The 19950-nt window shown below is 42.1% G+C and carries 13 protein-coding genes, 1 tRNA gene and 1 pseudogene; 6 read left to right on the forward strand and 9 right to left on the reverse strand.

Annotated elements, in window-relative coordinates:
- Positions 1 to 35: 35 nt before the first annotated feature.
- Entirely contained in the window at positions 36 to 674 is a 639-nt protein-coding gene (locus RMX69_RS05325; protein ID WP_322636728.1) for a ThiF family adenylyltransferase, read from the reverse strand.
- A 19-nt stretch (positions 675 to 693) separates the two neighbouring features.
- Positions 694 to 1527: a hypothetical protein gene (locus RMX69_RS05330; RefSeq protein WP_322636729.1), complete on the reverse strand. Its 834-nt coding sequence runs from the start codon at positions 1525 to 1527 to the stop codon at positions 694 to 696.
- 539 nt (positions 1528 to 2066) lie between these two features.
- Here RMX69_RS05330 and RMX69_RS05335 point away from each other — a divergent pair.
- Positions 2067 to 2354 (forward strand): annotated as a pseudogene (locus RMX69_RS05335) (DUF4351 domain-containing protein); the annotation flags it as partial.
- Positions 2355 to 2462: 108 nt separating this feature from the next.
- Here RMX69_RS05335 and RMX69_RS05340 read toward each other — a convergent pair.
- The 7 genes from RMX69_RS05340 to RMX69_RS05370 all read right to left on the reverse strand — a co-directional run bounded on the left by RMX69_RS05340 (position 2463) and on the right by RMX69_RS05370 (position 11225).
- Positions 2463 to 3896: a vWA domain-containing protein gene (locus RMX69_RS05340; RefSeq protein WP_322636730.1), complete on the reverse strand. Its 1434-nt coding sequence runs from the start codon at positions 3894 to 3896 to the stop codon at positions 2463 to 2465.
- Between the two features lie 343 nt (positions 3897 to 4239).
- Positions 4240 to 4458 carry a hypothetical protein gene (locus RMX69_RS05345; protein ID WP_289797804.1) on the reverse strand — a complete coding sequence of 73 codons (219 nt, stop codon included), beginning with the start codon at positions 4456 to 4458 and terminating at the stop codon, positions 4240 to 4242.
- Positions 4459 to 4683: 225 nt separating this feature from the next.
- Positions 4684 to 4752: transfer RNA gene (locus RMX69_RS05350), tRNA-Phe, on the reverse strand.
- Positions 4753 to 4784: 32 nt separating this feature from the next.
- Positions 4785 to 5510, reverse strand: a complete 726-nt coding sequence (locus tag RMX69_RS05355) for a hypothetical protein (RefSeq protein ID WP_322636731.1) — start codon at positions 5508 to 5510, stop codon at positions 4785 to 4787.
- A gap of 426 nt (positions 5511 to 5936) precedes the next feature.
- On the reverse strand, positions 5937 to 6137 hold the full coding sequence (locus RMX69_RS05360; RefSeq protein WP_012407952.1) for a hypothetical protein: 201 nt from the start codon (positions 6135 to 6137) through the stop codon (positions 5937 to 5939).
- A gap of 166 nt (positions 6138 to 6303) precedes the next feature.
- Positions 6304 to 6513, reverse strand: coding sequence for a hypothetical protein (locus RMX69_RS05365; protein ID WP_322636732.1), 210 nt, complete (start codon positions 6511 to 6513; stop codon positions 6304 to 6306).
- Between the two features lie 14 nt (positions 6514 to 6527).
- On the reverse strand, positions 6528 to 11225 hold the full coding sequence (locus tag RMX69_RS05370) for a GAF domain-containing protein (protein ID WP_322636733.1): 4698 nt from the start codon (positions 11223 to 11225) through the stop codon (positions 6528 to 6530).
- 211 nt (positions 11226 to 11436) lie between these two features.
- Between RMX69_RS05370 and RMX69_RS05375 the strand changes: the two genes are divergently transcribed.
- From RMX69_RS05375 to RMX69_RS05395, 5 genes are all read left to right on the forward strand, one after another.
- Positions 11437 to 11760 (forward strand): YnfA family protein, encoded by a 324-nt coding sequence (locus tag RMX69_RS05375; protein WP_289797808.1) that lies wholly within the window; start codon positions 11437 to 11439, stop codon positions 11758 to 11760.
- A gap of 402 nt (positions 11761 to 12162) precedes the next feature.
- Positions 12163 to 13557, forward strand: coding sequence for an ammonium transporter (locus tag RMX69_RS05380; RefSeq protein ID WP_409880034.1), 1395 nt, complete (start codon positions 12163 to 12165; stop codon positions 13555 to 13557).
- 140 nt (positions 13558 to 13697) lie between these two features.
- Positions 13698 to 14555: an SGNH/GDSL hydrolase family protein gene (locus RMX69_RS05385; protein ID WP_289797809.1), complete on the forward strand. Its 858-nt coding sequence runs from the start codon at positions 13698 to 13700 to the stop codon at positions 14553 to 14555.
- A 96-nt stretch (positions 14556 to 14651) separates the two neighbouring features.
- The gene (locus tag RMX69_RS05390; RefSeq protein WP_289797810.1) at positions 14652 to 15860 is read left to right on the forward strand and encodes a 4-hydroxy-3-methylbut-2-enyl diphosphate reductase; all 1209 of its coding nucleotides are present in this window, start codon (positions 14652 to 14654) and stop codon (positions 15858 to 15860) included.
- A gap of 499 nt (positions 15861 to 16359) precedes the next feature.
- Complete coding sequence (locus RMX69_RS05395; protein ID WP_322636735.1) at positions 16360 to 19938, forward strand: NB-ARC domain-containing protein; 3579 nt, start codon at positions 16360 to 16362, stop codon at positions 19936 to 19938.
- Positions 19939 to 19950: the final 12 nt, after the last annotated feature.

A 19950-nucleotide genomic window follows, 5' to 3' on the forward strand; every position in this document is an offset into this window, starting at 1 on the left:
TTGAGCCACGATCGCGGCGGCGGGACAAGTACCTTCTACAAAAATAAAGATTTAACAGTCAGATCCTTCTGGGTGATACTGAAGTTACGCTGTTCTGCTGTGGCAATGAATGAAACGATCGCTTCACACGCCACAGCAACGGTTAATATCACCAGGTTTCGCGCAAGCGGATAATCACAGACATCATCATTCACCTCGGAAGGAACGCGATAAACGTCATTCCAAATCACTTCTGCATAATCAGCCGATAGTCCAGCATGAAGACAAGGTATGCTTAATTTTTCAGCATAATCTTTCACTGCTTGACGTGCCAAGCTGTTATCAAAAACATCGACAATTAGCTGGCTGTCTTGGAGTAATTGAGTTGTATTTGCTGGTGTCAACTCCTTTGTTTTGGCATCAACTTTAGTCCCAATTGCTCTATATAAATTGTTCGCCAAAATCTTCGCCTTAAACGCTCCCACATCGGAACGGTAGTAAGGCTGAGTTGAAAGGTTACGCTCCTCAATGCGATCGCGATCTATCACTGTAAGTTTATCAAAACCAGACCGAGCTAAGTTTTCAGCTATGTTAGCTCCTAATGCTCCAGCTCCACAAATGGTTACAGGATAGTTTTTCAGCTTTGCCATCACAGCATTAGTGCGGTAAAGCTGTTCGTGAAAAAAGATACTCATAATAATTCGTAATTCGTAATTAATACTCTTGGTGTTCCATTACACCTACTAAGGATTGCAAATCAAAATCGCGATCGCGTCCACTCAGACAAATACCAGAACTGACAACAGTCAAGTCATTTTTAGCGATCGCACTACTATGGCGAACTCCATCAGCAGTTGTCCAATCGACTGTCCAGTAATCGTTGCGATCATGGAATTGAGTTAAAGTACCGCCACCCATTTGCAATGCCTTTCTCAATCGCTTTTCATCCTGTTGGGGTTGAGTAAATCCCTCAATGCGCCGAGTTGCTAATTCATACACTGTGAGGATTTCTGGAGTAATGCCTTTAAACTGTAATTCTTCCGCAGGAATGAGTTGCTTGACGGCAGATTGCAGAGTTTCAACAATTACCGGATCGGTTCGGCGATCTATTTCCTCGAACCAGCAAGACTGTCCATTCCATCGGGCAATGATTTGCTCAAAAGCGATACCCTCAGTAACTAAGTGGACTGCGATCGGCTTAACCACCTTCAACCGTTGACGCACATCTGCTTCATTCACTGGGTATGCTAACCAAGTTTGTTTTTGCAGTTGGTGTGCTAACCGCAGCCGTATTTGGGGAAAGTGTTGCAGGTATTCTGCAATTTGGGGTAAGTCTGCTTCTTCTACAACCTTTGCTGTTTTTTCATCTACAGCCTGAAAGATGCCCCAACCTTCAAATTTACTAGGCTTTGGCGTGAAGGTGTAAACCATCCCGGCTACCCTTGTGCGAACTCGTCCACCTTTGACACAGGGTGCAAGGAATTGGGTGGTATATAACTGTGCTTCTGCGATCGCAATTTGGTTGATTAGGTTAAATATGTTAGCCATAACTAATACCAATTTTCAAAAATAAGGCTACCAATGCAACCCTAGAAACCGTGATGAAATATCACTTTTTTAATTACGAATTAATATAATTCTGCGTGCAAGTTGCTGGAGCATTGCGTGTTCTCAGTTACTAGAGGGACTCCGCTGGTGAGTTGTTACACACTCTTTCAAGGATGGCTACTTTTAAGCCAACCTCCCAGGTTCTTCGCACTCCCCGTTCACACACGCCCACTGCATTTGGCAGTGTACCGTTCCTCTCGTACTAGTATGTAGGCTCCAAAAGTTGGGGCACGCAGGATATTAATATAATACAATATACTACATAAAATTAGAAGAGATGAAAAGAGAGATTTTGCTGTAGAGCGATTTGATGGAGCAGAGGAGAAGTAATGAGTAATGAGTAATGAGTAATGAGTAATGAGTAATGAGTCATGAGTCATGACTCATGAGTAATGAGTAATAAGTAAAAACTTCTTACTTCTTACTTCTTACTCATTACTTCTCCCCTGCACAAGCGAAGGCTTTAAGAGGTGTGGTGAGAAATCCGGGAAAATACTGCTGCTTACACCGAGATTTTAGCCGGGTTAAAGTTTGAAAAAGATTTTATTCGTCAATTATTGCAGGAGGATCTTATGCAAGAGTCAGTAATTTATCAAGATATTTTGCAGAAGGGAGAACAAAGGGGAGAGCAGAAGGAAGCATTGAAATATACTTTACGCCTTTTCAATAGACGCTTTGGTAAGATAGATTCATTAATAATTGAACGTCTCCAGGTATTAACTACTGAGCAATTAGAAGGTTTAGGAGAAGAGTTTTTGGATTTTTAAAATATATCTGATTTAGTTGCTTGGCTTGAGGAAAATACAAGCGGTTAAAGTTTACAAAAAATCAATGCTTACTATTTATAATAATAAGCATTGTTATAATTTTAGAACTTATTTATCATCTCGCACAGGCAACGGCATATCCAAAATCTCCATCAGCAAATCCAGGCGAGAGGGGCGCGTTAGCAGTGGGACGATGTTCGGCAAACTGTAGTAGTCACCCGCAAAAGTAAACGTATCTACAGGTGCTTGCTGCTGCTTCAATTGACTCTCCACCCAGTCGTAATGACCACCCACACGGACAATCACCACGTTGGGCATTATCGCCAACTCCCGGCAGTAATTCTTGTAGACTTCACCGAAGTAAGGAGCCGCATTTTCGCCCTCATCCGTCACTATGATAATCTGGTCAACTACCTGCTTCTTCTTCCGCATTGTTTCCAATGCACAGCCGATGCTAGTACCACCACCAGCATTGATGTGTTGGAAGGCCCGCTCCCAATCGGTCAACTCCTTGCCCTTTGCTGTAATAGCGTAAGGAATGGTGTCAAAGGCGTAGACAAACAATTCTGCCTTAGTGATACCAGAAATTAGGGCAGCGAGTTGTTTACCGATCGCGATCGCATTTTCCATTGAACCAGACTTGTCCACTAGTAAAGCAGTTGGACGAGCGATCGCACCACGCCGCTTTACCTGTTCGTTTGTCACCTTTTCCAGTTGGGCAACGGTGTCTGCGTCAAAATCTCCTGCGTCTGCGGCAATCTGTGCTTTAAATGCTGAGACACGCGTACTCTTAGACGCTGCTTCCAGCTTGGAATCAATCAGCTTCTTGACTTGTGGGTGATCCATTGCGCCTCTAGTCTGGAGAGACTTGAGGTTGTTGATCGCTTCTTGAGGAGTCATGCTGTTGATTAACGCCACCAAGACAACTGGTGTAAGTTGCTTGATTGCACCAATTGCGATCGTGTAGGGAATGTTGAACTCCACAATCAGCCGTGCCTGTTCTGCGGCACTTTCTGCCTTAGCAAGCTGCTTCAGCACATTTGCCAAGGAACCCTCTGGAGGAGTATCGCGGAATAGAATCGCATTTGCCCGCTCATTTGGCTTAATGTGCAGTGAAGCATATAAGTGCTTCATTGCTTTACGACCCCGCAAAGCGGCGCGATCGAACAGAGCCGGATTGCTCTCCCGTGTCTTCAAGTAACGTCGTACCGCAGTCCGAGCCGAACGAGGCAGTTTATTCTGCTGCTGCTTCATAAAGTCCACCACACGAGCCACCTGATAGGGTGGAAACTCTTGCAGCATCATAAATCCAGCATCTCGGTGTTCAGTCAGATTGCTAGTTAACAAGTGAGCAACAAACACCTCCTTGTGGTCGCGGACATCACCATGACGCTGATACCAAACTGCCAGGTGTCCGTAGAAGATGGGATCGAGTTCAACAATCAACTGATGAATTTCTGCGACTTGCTCAAGCTTGCGGTGAGGAGTTGTGAGCAAACTGTTGAGCATTTCCAAACGCAGGTCACGTTCTGCGGTATTCATTATGAACCTCCTCTAGTTGTGATGGATGAGGAGGCAGATGTTGCACGCGAGGTGATAAAGTCACCGCGCAAGTTGTAGAAGCATTGTGTATAACTTTTGCAAAATTATGTAAGCTTCTGCGATCGGGGCGCGGCAACAACTGCCAATTAGAAATTTGGGCGTTGCTGAATTAAGGGATGATTCTTGTGGGGTGGGCATCCTGCCCGCCTAGAAATACAAGGGACTGTTGCCCATCCCACAAAAATAGTAAAATCATCCCGCAAATATGCAACCCCGAAATTTGATGTAACGTATCGAAATCGTTAGTACTACTCCCTAAAAGTAGTAGCTGCGTAAGCTGCCATCATATCTGCCGCGATTGCGACAGCACTTCTTGAAAGCAGCGACCAGAACCACAAAGATAAAGGTCATTGTTACCAAGCTTTTCCTGTAGTTCCTTGTCGCCATGAACAAGGCGATAGCCACGTTTAACAGCTTTTTCAGATGGGAAGCCACGACGACGTTTGCTCAAGGGTTCAAAAGCAGAAATCGTCGAAATCTTCAGGCTCGATGTTGAAATCATTAATCTTCTTCATCGTTCTCATATCATGTCCGCATAATTAGTTATGATTCCCAGAGTCATTGCACCCCACCCCCAGCCCCTCCCCGCTCTTCGGGAGGGGAGACAAAGCGCAGCTTTGGCGGAGTGGGGTTCTTGGGGTTTAGTAAGTAATCAAGCGGACATGATATCACCTCCATATTGAAATGAAATAAGATCACCTCGTGCAAGTCGAAAAAGCTGTTGATTCACACACGGGATTTGAACCCATAGTTGCTTGATCTTCATTCAAGTGCCTTACCATTCGGCTAGTATGTAAGCTTTTTCAGTTAGGGCACGAAGTGAAAATTTTAGGTTTTAGAAAGTTGATTTAAAATAAATCGAATTTCTTTCTTGTTACACTGCTGTTTCCTAACAGCGTAAATTGTTTGACCTCTATAAGTTGCAGCAGAATAATTAATTTTACCCTTGACAGCATCCATCACATAATGAGTGTGTACTGGCGGAATATCTTCAAAGGTAATTAAATACCAAATCTCGTTTAGCTTTTGGTATTGATGATAATTATCAATGATGAGAATATCCGTTTGTTCCTGCTTTTGCTTCTGCTTTCGAGGTATTTTCTCGACTGCACAAAGAATTCCGGTTTCAGGATGGATATAGAAGCGATCGCGATAGCTTGTATCTAGCTGATTTCCATACCCTTGATAAGGTTTGCTATAGAAACCACCATCAATTATTTCCACATACCGTTCAACGTAGTCCCATACATGATCGATAACATGCTGTCCTGCCATTGTGCTGGGATCTAATCGTTGACACAATTGGCTGTAAACCTCATTCCAAGGCTGTCCGACTTGCGATCGCAAAAACCGACGCAGAGGGCCGAGATGGTCTGAAAGATACTTAGATTTATTTGTTGGTTTAATCAAATAGGGATTCAACAATCCATCCTGAATTGCATCCTGGGTGATTTTGTATAATTGCTTCTTAAAGCCAGTCACCTTTTTGAGGCTAATTCTCCTCCCACCGCGAGGACGCTCAATTACAATCTCGCTCAAACGATGTTCGCTCATATCTCACGTTGTTTAAATGCAGTTTTTCTAATTGAGTTGTCATTAAACATGAGTTAGCTAACATCATTGAACTCACCTCCGTATTGAGTACAGGTTATAGATAAATACAATTCAAATAATTGAAATTCCGCACAAGTTAGCAAAGCAGTTTTCACAATTGCCTATACCAATTTGGCTACGCTCCCATCAAAGGGAGCGACAGGATTTGAACCTGCATTCCGTTGCCGGAGTGTGTGTGTAGGCTTTACAAGTTAGGGCGCGGAATAAAACTATGTAATTAGAAATGAAGGAAAGGTTTATGTTTTATACTTTCTTACCTTCTGCTTTAAAAGTGCTAGATCATAAGTTCAGAGTGAAAAATTAAAAGCGTTCGATCGAAGAAACTAATTTATTCAAAACTCCTAACTCCTAACTCTTAACTCCTATCTAACCATAGACAGCTTCCGGGCGAACGATCAGATCGCCACTAGGACGGCGATCGATTACATAGGCAGAAAGGCGATCGCTATTCACATCTAAATGCCGAGCAACGCGCTCCTTTACTGCTACATCATTCATCCCTGCTGCAATTCCCAATTGTGTTTTTGGCACATCAACAGAACGTCCTTCAAATCGAATATGAACCATTACAATCACCTCTTGTTTTAATTACGAATTCGTATTAGTGGATCTGATCGGGATTGAACCGATACCCTCCCTGTGAGAGTTACACTCACACCTCATGCGAGTTGAAAAAGCTGTGGTTACACCGCAGGAATTGAACCTGCAACTTATCGTTTTAGAGACGATTGCTCTACCATTGAGCAAGTATGTAAGCTTTTTCTGTCAGGGCACAAGTGACATCCGGGATCTCTACCGTTAGAGCTACAGACCCAAGGAAAGCATTATTGCAATGCTTTTGAGGAGGCTTTTTATGTACTACAAATGTAATACATAATTTACATAATGTCAAGTGTCGGGATGAATCGGGCAATTGTCCTTGATGTAGTGTTATGGAAACCATTGCCCACCTGCCCCCTACCTCCTACCTCCCGCCTGCTTCACGACTTTGTTTTTAATTAAAAAATATTGAATGCAGTTGACAAATTCTTCTAATTCTAAAATTAAATTAGTAGCACCTTTAAGGTCTCGATCGCTAGCTAATTGTTCTAGTTTGTCAGTTGCTAAGTACATAGCTGTAGCTCCAATGTTGGCACTAGCACCTTTAAGGTGATGAGTTTCTCGTGATATTTGCCCAAAGTCATCAGCTGCGATCGCTGCTTTCATTATTTCTAAACGTGGTTTAATATCTTCAATGGATATTTGCAATAAATTTAATTCAAATTCTTCATCATTTCCCGATATCCGATGCAAGTGTTCCCAATCAATTGCTAAGTCACCGGAAACAGTCTGTTCATACACACCTGCCTCTTGCTGGGAAACGATCACACCTGTCCAATGCTCTAAAGTTTCAGCCAATTTTTCTTTAAATACTGGCTTACTCAAATAGTCGTCCATTCCGGCATTTAGACAGGTTTGTTCGTCTTCTTTCATTACATTAGCTGTCATCGCAATCACTACAGGACGATGACCCAATGCAAAAGCATCCTCTTGCCAACGATGAATTTCTTTTGTAGTTTCCAAACCGTCGAGAATTGGCATTTGGCAATCCATTAAAATCAAATCGTAAGGAATTTTTTCTAATAGCTGCAAAACTTCCTTTCCATTGGCAACGACATCGGCTTTATAGCCCAAACTCTGGAGTTGGTTTAGTGCTACTTTCTGATTCACCAAATTATCTTCGGCTAAGAGAATTCTTAACTTGGATTTAGTAGAAAGGTTAGAGGAAGAAGTCAGAATATCTGAAGTTTCTGGACTCGAAATTTCTTCTATCGCCTCTAGCTCCCTGCCTCTAAATTCTTGTTCTGATTCCGGCTGAGTTTCTAAAATATTTATGATGGCATCAAGGAGTCGTGATGGCTTAATGGGTTTGAATAAATAAGTAGCAAATCCGATTTTGAGCGCCTGTTGTACTTCATCCCGTTGATTAGTAGAAGCGAGCAGAATTAAAGGAATCTCAGTAATTGCAGAATTGGCTGGAATTTGTTCTTTTATTGTCATGCCATTTGTTTGGGCTATTTGCATATCAACCAAGGCAACATGATATAATTTACCCTCCTCGCTAGCTTGCTGAATAACTTTAACGGCCGCAGCAATACTGTCAACTCGATCTACCTCCATTCCCCAATGAGTAGCTTGATGGGAGATAATTTTATAATTAGTAGTGTTGTTATCCACTACCAATAAGCGGCGATTTTGCAAAATTCCGCGTTCGCATTTTGGCTCAACAGGCTCAACTTGTTTGGTAAAAAGCAACTCAAACCAAAACTTAGATCCTTTTTCCATCTGGCTTTCTACCCCAATCGCTCCTCCCATCAAAGTTACAAGTTGTTTACAGATGGCTAATCCCAAACCGGTACCACCATACTTGCGAGTGGTCGAAGCATCCACTTGAGTAAATGGTGTAAAGAGTTTGCGTTGGTCTTCAGAGCTAATGCCAAGACCTGTATCTGTAATCGCAAAATGGATGGTGGCTGTAGTTGAGGAAAGCGATGGCTCTGCCAACGCCAAGGGCGAACGCAATTCGGCTTGCACTAATACCTCGCCAGCGCTGGTAAATTTGATCGCGTTGCTGATTAAGTTCATCAAAATTTGCCGCAGCCTACCAGTATCTCCTTTGAGTTGGGTGGGGACATTGCGATCGATTATTGCAGCAATTTCTAATCCCTTGTTATGGGCTGAGGGAGCCAATAATTCCACCACTTCTTCTACACAAGTGGATAGGTTAAAATCGAGAGTTTCGAGAGCCATCTCTCCAGCCTCAAGTTTGGAAAGATCCAAAATCTCGTTGATCAAACTTAAAAGAGCGTCTCCACTACTGCGAATTATTTCAATAAAATCTCGCTGTTCTTCGTCTAAAGGAGTATCTAAGACCAAACTGGTCATCCCCAACACAGCGTTCATCGGAGTGCGAATTTCATGACTGATATTTGCCAAAAAGGCACTTTTCGTCTGCGAAGCTAATTCAGCTTGGCGACGGGCAATTTCAAGTTCTTGTCGCTGACGAGTTTCGGCTGCTAATAGTTGGGCTTGGGTTAAAGCAATACCTACTTGGTCGGCTATTTGCCGCAAAAGATCGGTTTCAAAACTAGACCAGTGGTGGGAATCGTCACACTGATGAACTATGAGCAAACCGCGAAGTTCTTCTTTGACAAGAATAGGTACAACCAAATTGACTTTGACCCCAAACTGTTGCATTAATTCCAGATGGCTTTGTTCAACTTCCAGGAGATCCAAATTATCCAGTCCGAAAATCTTGCCTTGACGATACTGCTGTAGATTGTACTGGTGGAGATATTCTGCTTCAAAGTAGGGGGCGGCGTTGTTTTGCTCTTTGATTGCTGGTAAACCAGAAACTACTGCTTCAATAACGGTATTTGCAGACTGATCTGGCAAAAGCTGATAAATTAAAACTCGGTCAGTCTGGAGAATCTTTTGTACCTCTTTGACAGTGATTTGGAGAATTTCTTCGATATCCAAAGACTGACGAATCTTCAGGGTGATTTCGGTAAATAGTTGCGATCGCAAATTTTGGCGTTGTATTTCTTCTTCAGCCTGTTTACGCTGGATAAATTGCCCTACTTGCTCGCCGATAGAATTCATTGTTTTTACTAAATCTTCATCAAGGGGCTGGATTTCCCGGTTGAAGCAGGTAATCACACCGAGGATTTTGTTACCGCTGCGGATCGGAAAACCAAAAGCTGCGTGTAGTCCTACTTGAGCAGCTATTTTGAAGTCAGGAAAATTAATATCTTTAGCGATATCAGCGATCCAAACAGGTTCAGAACTAGCCCAAACCCTTCCAGGTAGTCCAATTCCGGGTGCAAAGGTGGTTTGCCGCTTCAGTATTTCAAACTCTTGCATTTCAATGGATGCTTTATGCCAGATATCGAGAAAATACAGCACATTTGCTTGCTCATCTACCATCCAGATTTCACCCAAATCCCATGCCAAACTCTCACAGATTCCTTGCAAGATTTTGCGAGTAGCTTCGCTAATTGTGGCGGACTCGGCTAAAACGCGGGTTGCAACATATTGTGCAGTTAGATGCTGTTGTGCGCGTTTGCCATCGGTAATGTCAATGCCAGTGACGACAATGTACTCAACATAGCCCTCATAGTCTTTTAAAGTGGTATTCGACCAGGCAATCAGCCGCCGACTCCCATCTTTCATTACCCAATAATTTTCATAATTATTGGAAGGTTGACCAGATCGTAACTGGTCAAAAACTGCTTTGACTGGCTCCACCTCTTCGGGAATGAGGAACAAGTTCCAACAATACCTACCCCTCACCTCATCAAAGGAATAACCAGTTATTTGCTCACAAGCTTGATTGAAACGAACGATTTGCCCTTGAGAATCGAGAACTATTACCAACGCACCGATTGTATCAAGGACTGCTGAGATAAAGTTGCGTTCTTGATTTAAGGTTTCTTCTGTTCTCTTCCGCTCAATAACCTCACGATAGATCGAGTAGTATACTACAGCAAGAACGATAAAACTTAGGCAAATAGCGATCGCCAGTGTCAGAACTGTGTTTCGAGTCCAAGCCTTTGCAGCTTGTGACTGCTTTTGGATTTGTCCCCTATCCTCATTTTCTATCTCATTGATCGCCTTGCGAATATCATCCATGAGATTTTCTCGATCGTTTTTCAGCAGTACTTGCAACGCCGCCTCTAATCCCTTGTTCTGCCGCAAGTCGATAGTCTGTTTTAGTTCAGTAAGTTTAGCCGTTATCAGAAATTCAAGCGTTGCAATCTGCTTTTGTTGATTCGCTTGAGCTACTGTTAAATTCTTTAGCTGGGCAATTTCTTGATCGACGTTACTAAGTGCTGTTTGATACGATTTTAGATAAAATTTTTCTCCAGTGAAGATGTAACTACGTTGTCCAATCTCAGCATCCTTTACCTGGGACAGTATTTTCTCTAGGCTGTTAAGTTTTTTATAAGTATGTTTTACTATACTGCGATTAAAATTAGTCAATATTCTTGTATTCTGATAAGAAACCACCCCAATCAGAACTAAAATTACCGACGAGAAACCAAAACTTGCTGCAATCTTTTTAAAAAATTGCTTGCGTACCTTCTGTGCCTGGTTGCTTTTCTTGGTAACAAGTACCAAACTTGCTAAATTTCGGCGCAATTCCAGTTGCTTGATGACTTGATGACCTAAAGTTCGTAATCCCTCTAATTGTTCTAGATTAAGTTCTCGTGGTACGTAGTCAATTACACACAGGGTTCCGAGGGCGTATCCTTCAGGGTTAGTTAAAGGTACACCAGCATAAAACCGAATATTTGGATCAGATGTCACCAGTGGATTTGTTGCAAACCGTTCGTCATCTCTTGTATCAGGCACGACAAAAATATCAGGCTGGAGAATGGCATGGGCACAGAATGCGAAATCTCGGTGTGTTTCTGGGGTATCCAAACCGACTTTTGACTTGAACCACTGGCGATTTGTATCAATTAAGCTAATTAAGGCAATAGGAGTCTGACAAATATACGAGGCTAAACGAGTCAGATCGTCAAAGGTGGCTTCCGATGGCGTATCGAGAATCTTATACTGCAAAATTGCCTCGATTCTCTGGGCTTCGTTATCAGGTAATGGTGCTTTCATCCTTGAGCCTTATCTACATTCTGGGGAGTGGGGAAGAAGCAGAGGAGCAGGGGAGGCAGGGGAGAAGGAAATAACTAATGCCCCATGCCCCATGCCCAATGCCTAATGCTCAATGCCCAATTCAACAAACTTACTTTAATTAATGACAACAGTTTACTTAAAAGCGTTAGCGTAATTTTACTGAGTTATATGTTATTAAATAATCGTTTAAATGATTAAATCCCTGCTGTATTTTTTTTGGGCTGGTTTATTGGAAATTGGGGGCGGCTACCTAATCTGGTTGTGGTTACGCGAAGGTAAACCGTTTTGGTTGGGCATATTGGGGGGAATTGCTTTAGCTTTCTATGGGGTTATTGCAACTCTACAACCAACAAATTTTGGCAGAGTGTATGCGGCTTATGGCGGCGTGTTTATCGCAATGGCAATGCTTTGGGGTTGGAAAGTAGACGGGGTAACTCCAGATCGCTACGACTTAATCGGAGGATGTTTAGCTTTAATGAGTGTTTTAATTATCATGTTTGCTCCCAGAACTTAAGTAAAAGTTCTTATTATTTTTCACCAATAACTTTTATAACTTTCCCTTTTAAACAGATAATAATCCCATGCAAAATTGCAAAAGTCTTTTCACAACTTGTCAACTATCACAATTATTTTGGTTTGTAACAGTAAGTAACTAAAAATTTGGAATTTTCTCAGGCTTGAATAAAATACTATTCTTCTCTTCTTCAAAAAAAAAGATGCAATGTAATGATTGCGTGTTTATACGCTGATTGAAATTTTAGCAACGACAATCAGGATTATATTTTTGTTAACATTTCAAGAACATTCAGGTTAAGTAACTTTCAAGACAAAAATGTGGCAATAAAAGTAATCAAATGTAGTTAAGTATACAAATCGTTGGTGCTTAGGAAGAAAAAAAGTGTTGAAGAAAGTTGTGATGATTGGAGCTATCAGCCTACTGTTTTTAGGAGGGCCGTTGATGGGCAATGCTTTTGCCCAAACCCCAACTGCTGCCCCGCCTACTGCTGATACTGGAGATACGGCATTTATGCTGATTTCAGCAGCACTTGTGCTGCTAATGACACCAGGATTGGCATTTTTCTATGGTGGATTTGTGCGATCGCGCAACGTTCTAAACACATTGATGATGAGCTTTGTGTTAATGGCGATCGTCGGAGTTACCTGGATTCTGTGGGGCTATAGTCTTTCATTTGCGCCAGGTTTACCGTTTATCGGTGGATTGCAATGGCTGGGGTTGAATGGTGTCGGGTTAGAGATAACCGATTATCTCAAAGGGTCAAACCCGCCAGAAGTCGTCTCTTATGCCGGAACAATACCCCATCAGGCATTCATGATCTATCAAGCCATGTTTGCCATTATCACCCCAGCCTTAATTTCTGGAGCGATCGCAGAGCGGATGAGTTTCCGCGCCTATTCGCTGTTTGTCCTACTGTGGTCAACCTTTATTTACGCTCCTCTGGCTCACATGGTCTGGGCGAAAGGTGGATTTTTAGGTTTGTATGGTGGATTAGGTGCCCTGGACTTTGCCGGTGGCACAGTAGTTCATATTAGTTCCGGCGTTTCAGCTTTGGTAGCAGCGATCGTCCTTGGTCCTCGCAAAACCCATCCCGATCGTCTTAGCCCGCCGCACAACGTTCCGTTTATTTTGCTGGGTGCTGGCTTGTTGTGGTTTGGTTGGTTCGGTTTTAACGCTGGGAGTGCTTTATCTATTGCCAGTGGAACTTCTGGTAACTTAGTTACAAATGTGGCAACAACAGCCTTTGTCGCCACCAATACGGCAGCGGCGGCGGGTGCATTGATGTGGCTTATTTTGGAAGGGGTTTTACGGGGTAAACCAACAGCCGTAGGAGCAGCGACAGGAGCCGTTGCTGGCTTAGTGGGTATCACTCCCGCCGCCGGATTTGTCACACCACTATCAGCGATTTTAATTGGTTTCATCACCACCTTTGTTTGCTTCTATGCCGTGAGTTTCAAGCATAAGCTGCAAATTGACGATGCTTTAGATACCTATCCCGTGCATGGCGTTGGTGGTACAGTGGGGGCAATTTTAACAGCCATCTTTGCCACTACTCAAGTCAACGGAGGAGGTAAAAACGGAGTGCTGCGTGGTAATTTTGGTGAATTGGGAGTTGAACTAGTAGCAATTGCCGTTGCTTATGTAATCGCAGGTGTTGGTACGTGGATTATTCTCAAAGTTATCGATGCTACAGTCGGGCTGCGAGTCAAAGAGGAAGCTGAATTGCAAGGTTTGGATATCAACGAACACGGTGAAGAAGGTTACAACTCCGAGTTTGGCGATCGTCCCACTTAGTAGAGAGTACTGAGTGGTGAGTTAGGAGTTAGGAGTTAGGAGTTTGCTTCCCTTTCTCGCCAATTTACACTTGAAGATTGGGTAATTTGCGATCGCTAGCGTTAAAATTTGATTCAAATAATTGGTAAATTTCGCTAGTCGTGTCTACATCTGCAAAAACCTTTCCTATCTGGGCATTTTTCTCGCTGTTAACCAACGGCATCCTAATGTTGGCGGTCATCCTGTTAATTTGGCAACAGCAGAGATTGGCCGCTTTTTTTGGGATAATCACATCCCCAGAGCCAATCAAACTAAATAACTCACCGCAAATTGCTACACCTGATTTAGGTCGCCGTCACCAACTCAGTTATCGAGAGTGGGTAGATATCCTCAACCAAGAAGCCAAGGTCGCCGCTGACCAACGTCCCCCGCATTTAACCATCCTGGCGGGAGATTCTCTAAGTTTGTGGTTTCCCCCTGAGTTATTACCCGAAGGGAACAATTGGCTCAATCAAGGAATTTCTGGCGAAACCAGCAATGGACTCTTGAAAAGATTAAAAATATTTGACCGCACCCAGCCAGAAGTGATTTTTGTGATGATTGGTATTAATGATCTAATTAAGGGGATGAGCAATGGGGAAATTTTAGATAATCAGCGGCAAATTATCAATTACTTACAAAAGAAGCATCCCACAGCGCAAATTGTTGTCCAATCGATTTTGCCACATGGGGCAGAAGAAGCAACTTGGAAAGGACGAGATAAACTATTGGCTGTTGCCAATAGCCGCATCCGCCAGTTAAATCAGCAATTACAAAGCTTATCTACCAAAAAAGGTGTCAAATACCTCGATTTATATCCCTTGTTTACCAACAAGCAAGGAAATCTCCGCCGCGAATTTACTACTGATGGCTTACACTTAAGTCCTGAAGGCTATATGGTTTGGCGTTCTGCATTGCAGATTTATAGTGAGATTGAATTAAAACCCCAGCGTCAACGTTCTGCGCCAGAAAAAGGCTAAAGCCCAAAAAGAAGTAATATCTTTGAAGACAACTCTGTATCAATCGCGTCTAGGCGCGAGAAAATAAGAAATAGTGAGTTTAAGTAGACAAATCTAATGGATACAAAAGCTTTTAAGCGCAGCCTCCAACATTCAGAAAATTACAATCGCAAGGGCTTTGGTCATCAAGCAGAAGTTGCTACCCAGTTGCAATCTGAGTATCAGAGTAACTTGATTCAGGAAATTCGCGATCGCAATTACACTCTGCAACGGGGTAATGTGACAATCCGACTAGCGCAGGCCTTTGGCTTTTGCTGGGGTGTAGAACGGGCTGTAGCGATGGCATACGAAACTCGTCAGCACTTCCCCACAGAACACATCTGGATTACTAACGAAATTATCCACAACCCTTCTGTAAATCAGCGGATGCAGGAGATGCAAGTAGAATTCATCCCCATTGAAGGAAAGAATAAAGACTTTTCTGTTGTTGGAATTGGTGATGTAGTCATATTACCCGCTTTTGGAGCTAGCGTTCAAGAAATGCAGATACTTCACGAGAAAGGCTGCAAAATTGTTGATACAACTTGTCCTTGGGTATCTAAAGTTTGGAATACAGTAGAAAAGCACAAAAAAATCGATTATACATCAATAATTCACGGCAAATATAAGCACGAAGAAACAGTTGCGACTAGTTCCTTCGCTGGCAAGTATTTAATAGTGTTGAATTTGCAAGAAGCAGAATATGTTGCTGACTATATTATCAATGGTGGCAACCGTGAAGAATTTCTGACAAAATTTGCGAAAGCTTGTTCAGCAGGATTTGACCCCGATCGCGATTTAGAAAGAGTTGGCATTGCTAACCAAACTACAATGCTTAAAGGCGAAACTGAGCAAATCGGTAAGCTTTTTGAGCGAACTATGTTACAGAAATATGGCCCCACCGAATTAAATCAGCATTTTCAAAGCTTCAACACCATTTGTGATGCCACTCAAGAACGTCAAGATGCGATGTTGGAATTAGTGGAACATAATTTAGATTTGATGGTAGTAATTGGTGGGTTTAATTCCTCGAATACTACTCAGTTGCAACAAATTGCCTTTGAGCGAGGAATTCCTTCTTATCATATTGATACTGTTGAACGCCTTAAATCAGGATATTCTATTGAACATCGGCAATTAAATGGGCAGTTAATAACTACAGAAAACTGGTTGCCTGATGGAGAAATTGTTGTGGGAATTACTTCTGGTGCTTCTACGCCAGATAAGGTAGTAGAAGATGTGATTGAGAAGATTTTTACATTGAAAACAACAGCAGCGCTGGTTTAACTGTTCTCAGAGAGACTTCCAACTAAAAAACATCCAATTAATTCTTGTGGGGCGGACATCTTGTCTGCCTTATAAGATTGGATAATTTATTTGTTATAAACTCCTCAGTTATCGATTTCATATTTGGCGAAACACCACATCAATATCAGTTATCGGTAACTAGTGTTCACTGTTGGAATAATTTGTAATCGATTAAAAAATTAAATTTATCAAATAATCTCAGGAATTAATCAATAACTTAAACAGCGTTTGTTGCCATTTTTTAGTTAGCGAACGCCTGATAGTACTTGATCGAAAAAATTTATAAACTCTTACTATTTGAATTGTCAAAGATGAAATTTAAATAACTCTTAATCATACCACAAAATATTGATGCAAGAGTTCTATTGTTAGCCCTGATTCCATGCATGACCAAGCTTTGAGCCAAAACTGACGGGAATCACTATTTTTAAAGGTCTGTCCATGAGCTTTTGCTGTAAAAAATAGGTATTCATGATTTATGAATCGGCACAAGCCAAAACGGAATCGTGGCGTTATACTCACTCCTGAAGGCTGGCAAAAACTTCAGCAGGCAAAACTTGAAGGGGAAATCCGAGAAAAATCTGGCTCCAAGTACACTCTAGAAGAAATAAGTGAACGCGCTGGATTAACTTCAAATACAGTCGCAAAGATACTTACTAACCAGGAAAGGGTTGACAAACGAACGCTAGTTTATTTATTCATGGCGTTTAACTTAGAGTTAAATCCCCAAGACTATCTTAAGTTAAATCCCGATTTGGCGAGACTTTCAGCCTTGGAGTTTAGAAAGCGCGTTGATTGGGGAGAGATGGTGGATGTATCTGTTTTCTATGGGCGCATAAATGAACTGACTCTACTAGAGCAATGGCTGATTAAAGAACGCTGTCGAGTGGTGGCGCTGTTGGGAATGGGAGGAATTGGTAAAACAACTCTTGCTGCCAAATTAGCGCAAAAGGTTCAAGGATGTTTTGAGTACGTTATCTGGCGATCGCTCTACAATGCTCCCCCACTTTTTGACCTGCTGGCAAATTTAATTCAATTTTTTTCTAACGAGCAGGTTTTAGAAACTGACTTACCAAAAAATGTAAATGGGAGAATATCACAACTAATTGAATATTTACAACAACAGCGCTGTCTGATCGTATTAGATAATGTAGAGACTATTCTGCAAACAGGCGCTTATGCTGGATGCTATCGAGAAGGCTATGAAGATTATGGCTTACTGATAAAACGATTGGGACAAGTTATGCATCAAAGCTCCTTGGTGCTGACTTCACGTGAAAAACCCAAAGACGTGGCGTCACACGAAGGACAAGCACTACCTGTTCGTTCATTACAACTGAGGGGTCTGAAAGAGGAAGAAGGAAAAAAAATTTTTCACCTCAAAGGTCTGTTTGGAGCAGAATCCCAAGAGAAAGCACTGATTGAGCTTTATTCTGGTAATCCATTGGCTTTGAAGATAGTTGCAACGACTATTCAAGATGTCTTTAATGGTGATATTTGTGGGTTCTTGAACCAAAAGACATCTGTTTTTGGCGATATCTGTGCTGTTTTAGAGCAGCAGTTTGAGCGTTTATCTAATTTAGAGCGTGTGGTTATGTACTGGCTGGCAATTAATCGTGAGTCAATTCCACTCTACAATTTGCAAGAAGATTTAACTTCATTAGTAATACCACACAAGTTATTAGAAGCTCTAGAGTCTTTGATCAGGCGAAGTCTCATCGACAAATTTCAGTCAACGCTAAGTGAAAAAAGTGGTTTCCTCTTCACATTACACTCTGTAGTAATGGAATATATCACTAGTAAATTAATTCAGCAAACTTATCAAGAAATTGCAACTCCAAAGATTGTGCTTCTGAAGTATTATGCTTTGAGTAAAGCTCAATCCAAAGACTACATTAGAGAAACTCAAATACGCTTAATTATTAAGCCCGTTATAGATGAACTTTTAACTATTTTTAAAACCCCAAAAAAACTAGAAAATCATTTAAATGAAATTTTAGTCAAGCTGCAAGGAGAATCTCCACTGGAACCTGGGTATACAAGCGGGAATATTCTCAACTTGCTTCGTCAGTTAAAGACAGATTTAAGAGGTTATGATTTTTCTAACCTAAGCGTTTGGCAAGTAGATATGCGGGGTGTAAGTTTACCTCAAGTCAATTTCCAAAACGCTAATTTATCTAAATCGGTTTTTACTAAAAATTTCAGTAAAATTTCTGCTTTAGCATTCAGCCCCAACGGAAAAATTTTAGCGGCGAGTGACGCAAATGGCAAGATTTGCTTGTGGCGAGACTTTGCTGAGGGCGAACAACTTTTGACCTGTCTAGGACATATTGATTGGGTTCGAGCGATCGCCTTCAGTCCAAATGGTAGCATTCTTTGCAGTGGAGGTAGTGACCAGAGTGTGAAATTGTGGGATGTCAACACAGGTGAATGCCTGAAAACTTTAACAGGACATCCTGAGCGGGTACGAGCTGTTGCCTTCAGCCTTCAAGGTGAAGTTTTAGCTTCTGGCAGCGATGATTGGGCAGTGCGTTTGTGGACTATTCCGAATAGTAAGTGTTATAAAATTTTACGAAAACATACTAATTCGGTATTATCTGTAGCTTTTAGTCCTCAAGGTAAAATTTTAGCCAGTGCTAGCAGTGATAAAACCGTGAAGCTATGGGATTTCTGCACAGGAGAATGCCTCAAAACTTTGCATGGACACACTAGTTCGGTTTCCTCAATTGCTTTCAATCTGGATGGTCAAACCTTGGTTAGTGGTGGTGATGACCAAACTGTGAAACTCTGGAGTATCTCAAATGGGAAGTGCCTGAGAACTTTCCAGGGACATAGTGACAGGGTTAGGTCAGTCGCCTTTGCTCCTAATGGTAATATTTTGGCTAGCGGTAGTGATGACCAAACTGTGAAGCTATGGAATTTCCGCACAGGAGAATGCGTTAAAACATTGCAGGGACATACAAGTTTTGTCTGTTCTGTTGTTTTTAGTCCAGATGGTCAAACTTTGGTCAGTGGTAGTGATGACCAAACTGTGAGGTTTTGGGATGTTAGCACTGGTCAAGCCTTAAGAAACTTGCAGGGCTACAATAATGGGGTGTGGTCTGTTGCCTTTGCTCCTGGTGGCCAGACCATAATTAGCAGCAATAATGACCAAACCGTAAAGCTCTGGGATGTCGCGGATGGGAAGTGCTACAAAACTTTGCGAGGAGACCCTAATCGAGTCAGAACCGTTGCCTTTAGTCCTCAAGGTAATATATTAGCAAGTGGCAGTTACGATCAACTTGTGAGGCTGTGGGATAGCAGCACCTGCCAATGTTGCAACATCTTACGGGGACATACTGGCTGGGTAAAGTCAGTTGCTTTTGCTCCTGGAGGTAAAATTCTCGCCAGTGGCAGTGATGATAAAACTGTAAGGCTTTGGGATGTCAACACTGGTCAAGTTTTGAATATTTTGGAACATAGTCATGGGGTATGGTCGGTTGCTTTCAGTCCTGAAGGTAATATCCTGGCCAGTGGCAGTGATGATCAAACAGTCAAGCTCTGGGATATTCGCACAAGTGAATGTCTCAAAATTTTGTCGGGACATACAAGTTGGGTATTGTCCGTCGCTTTCAGTCCTGAAGGTAAGACCTTAGCCAGTAGCAGTAAAGATAAAACTGTGAAGCTTTGGGATGTTAGCACAGGTGAATGTCTCAAAATTTTGTTAGGACACACAAGCTGGGTATTGTCCGTTGCTTTTAGTCCTGAAGGTAAACTTCTGGCTAGCGGGAGTGTAGATCAAACGGTAAGGTTGTGGGATGTCCAATCCGGTCAATGTATCAAAATTTTGCATGGTCATACCCATTGGATAAGATCAGTTGCCTTTAGTCCAGATAGTCAAACTCTGGTAAGTGGCAGCGAAGATGAAACGGTAAAGTTGTGGGATGTTTTGACGGGTGAATGCCTAAAAACTTTAAGAAACGAAAGACCTTATGAGGGAATGAACATTACTGGTGTTACAGGTTTAACCCAAGCAACTATTACTTCTTTGAAAGTTTTGGGAGCAATCGAGAATTGACTTTCTCCCTGG

The organism is Nostoc sp. EspVER01 (assembly GCF_034530635.1).
GTDB lineage: Bacteria > Cyanobacteriota > Cyanobacteriia > Cyanobacteriales > Nostocaceae > Nostoc.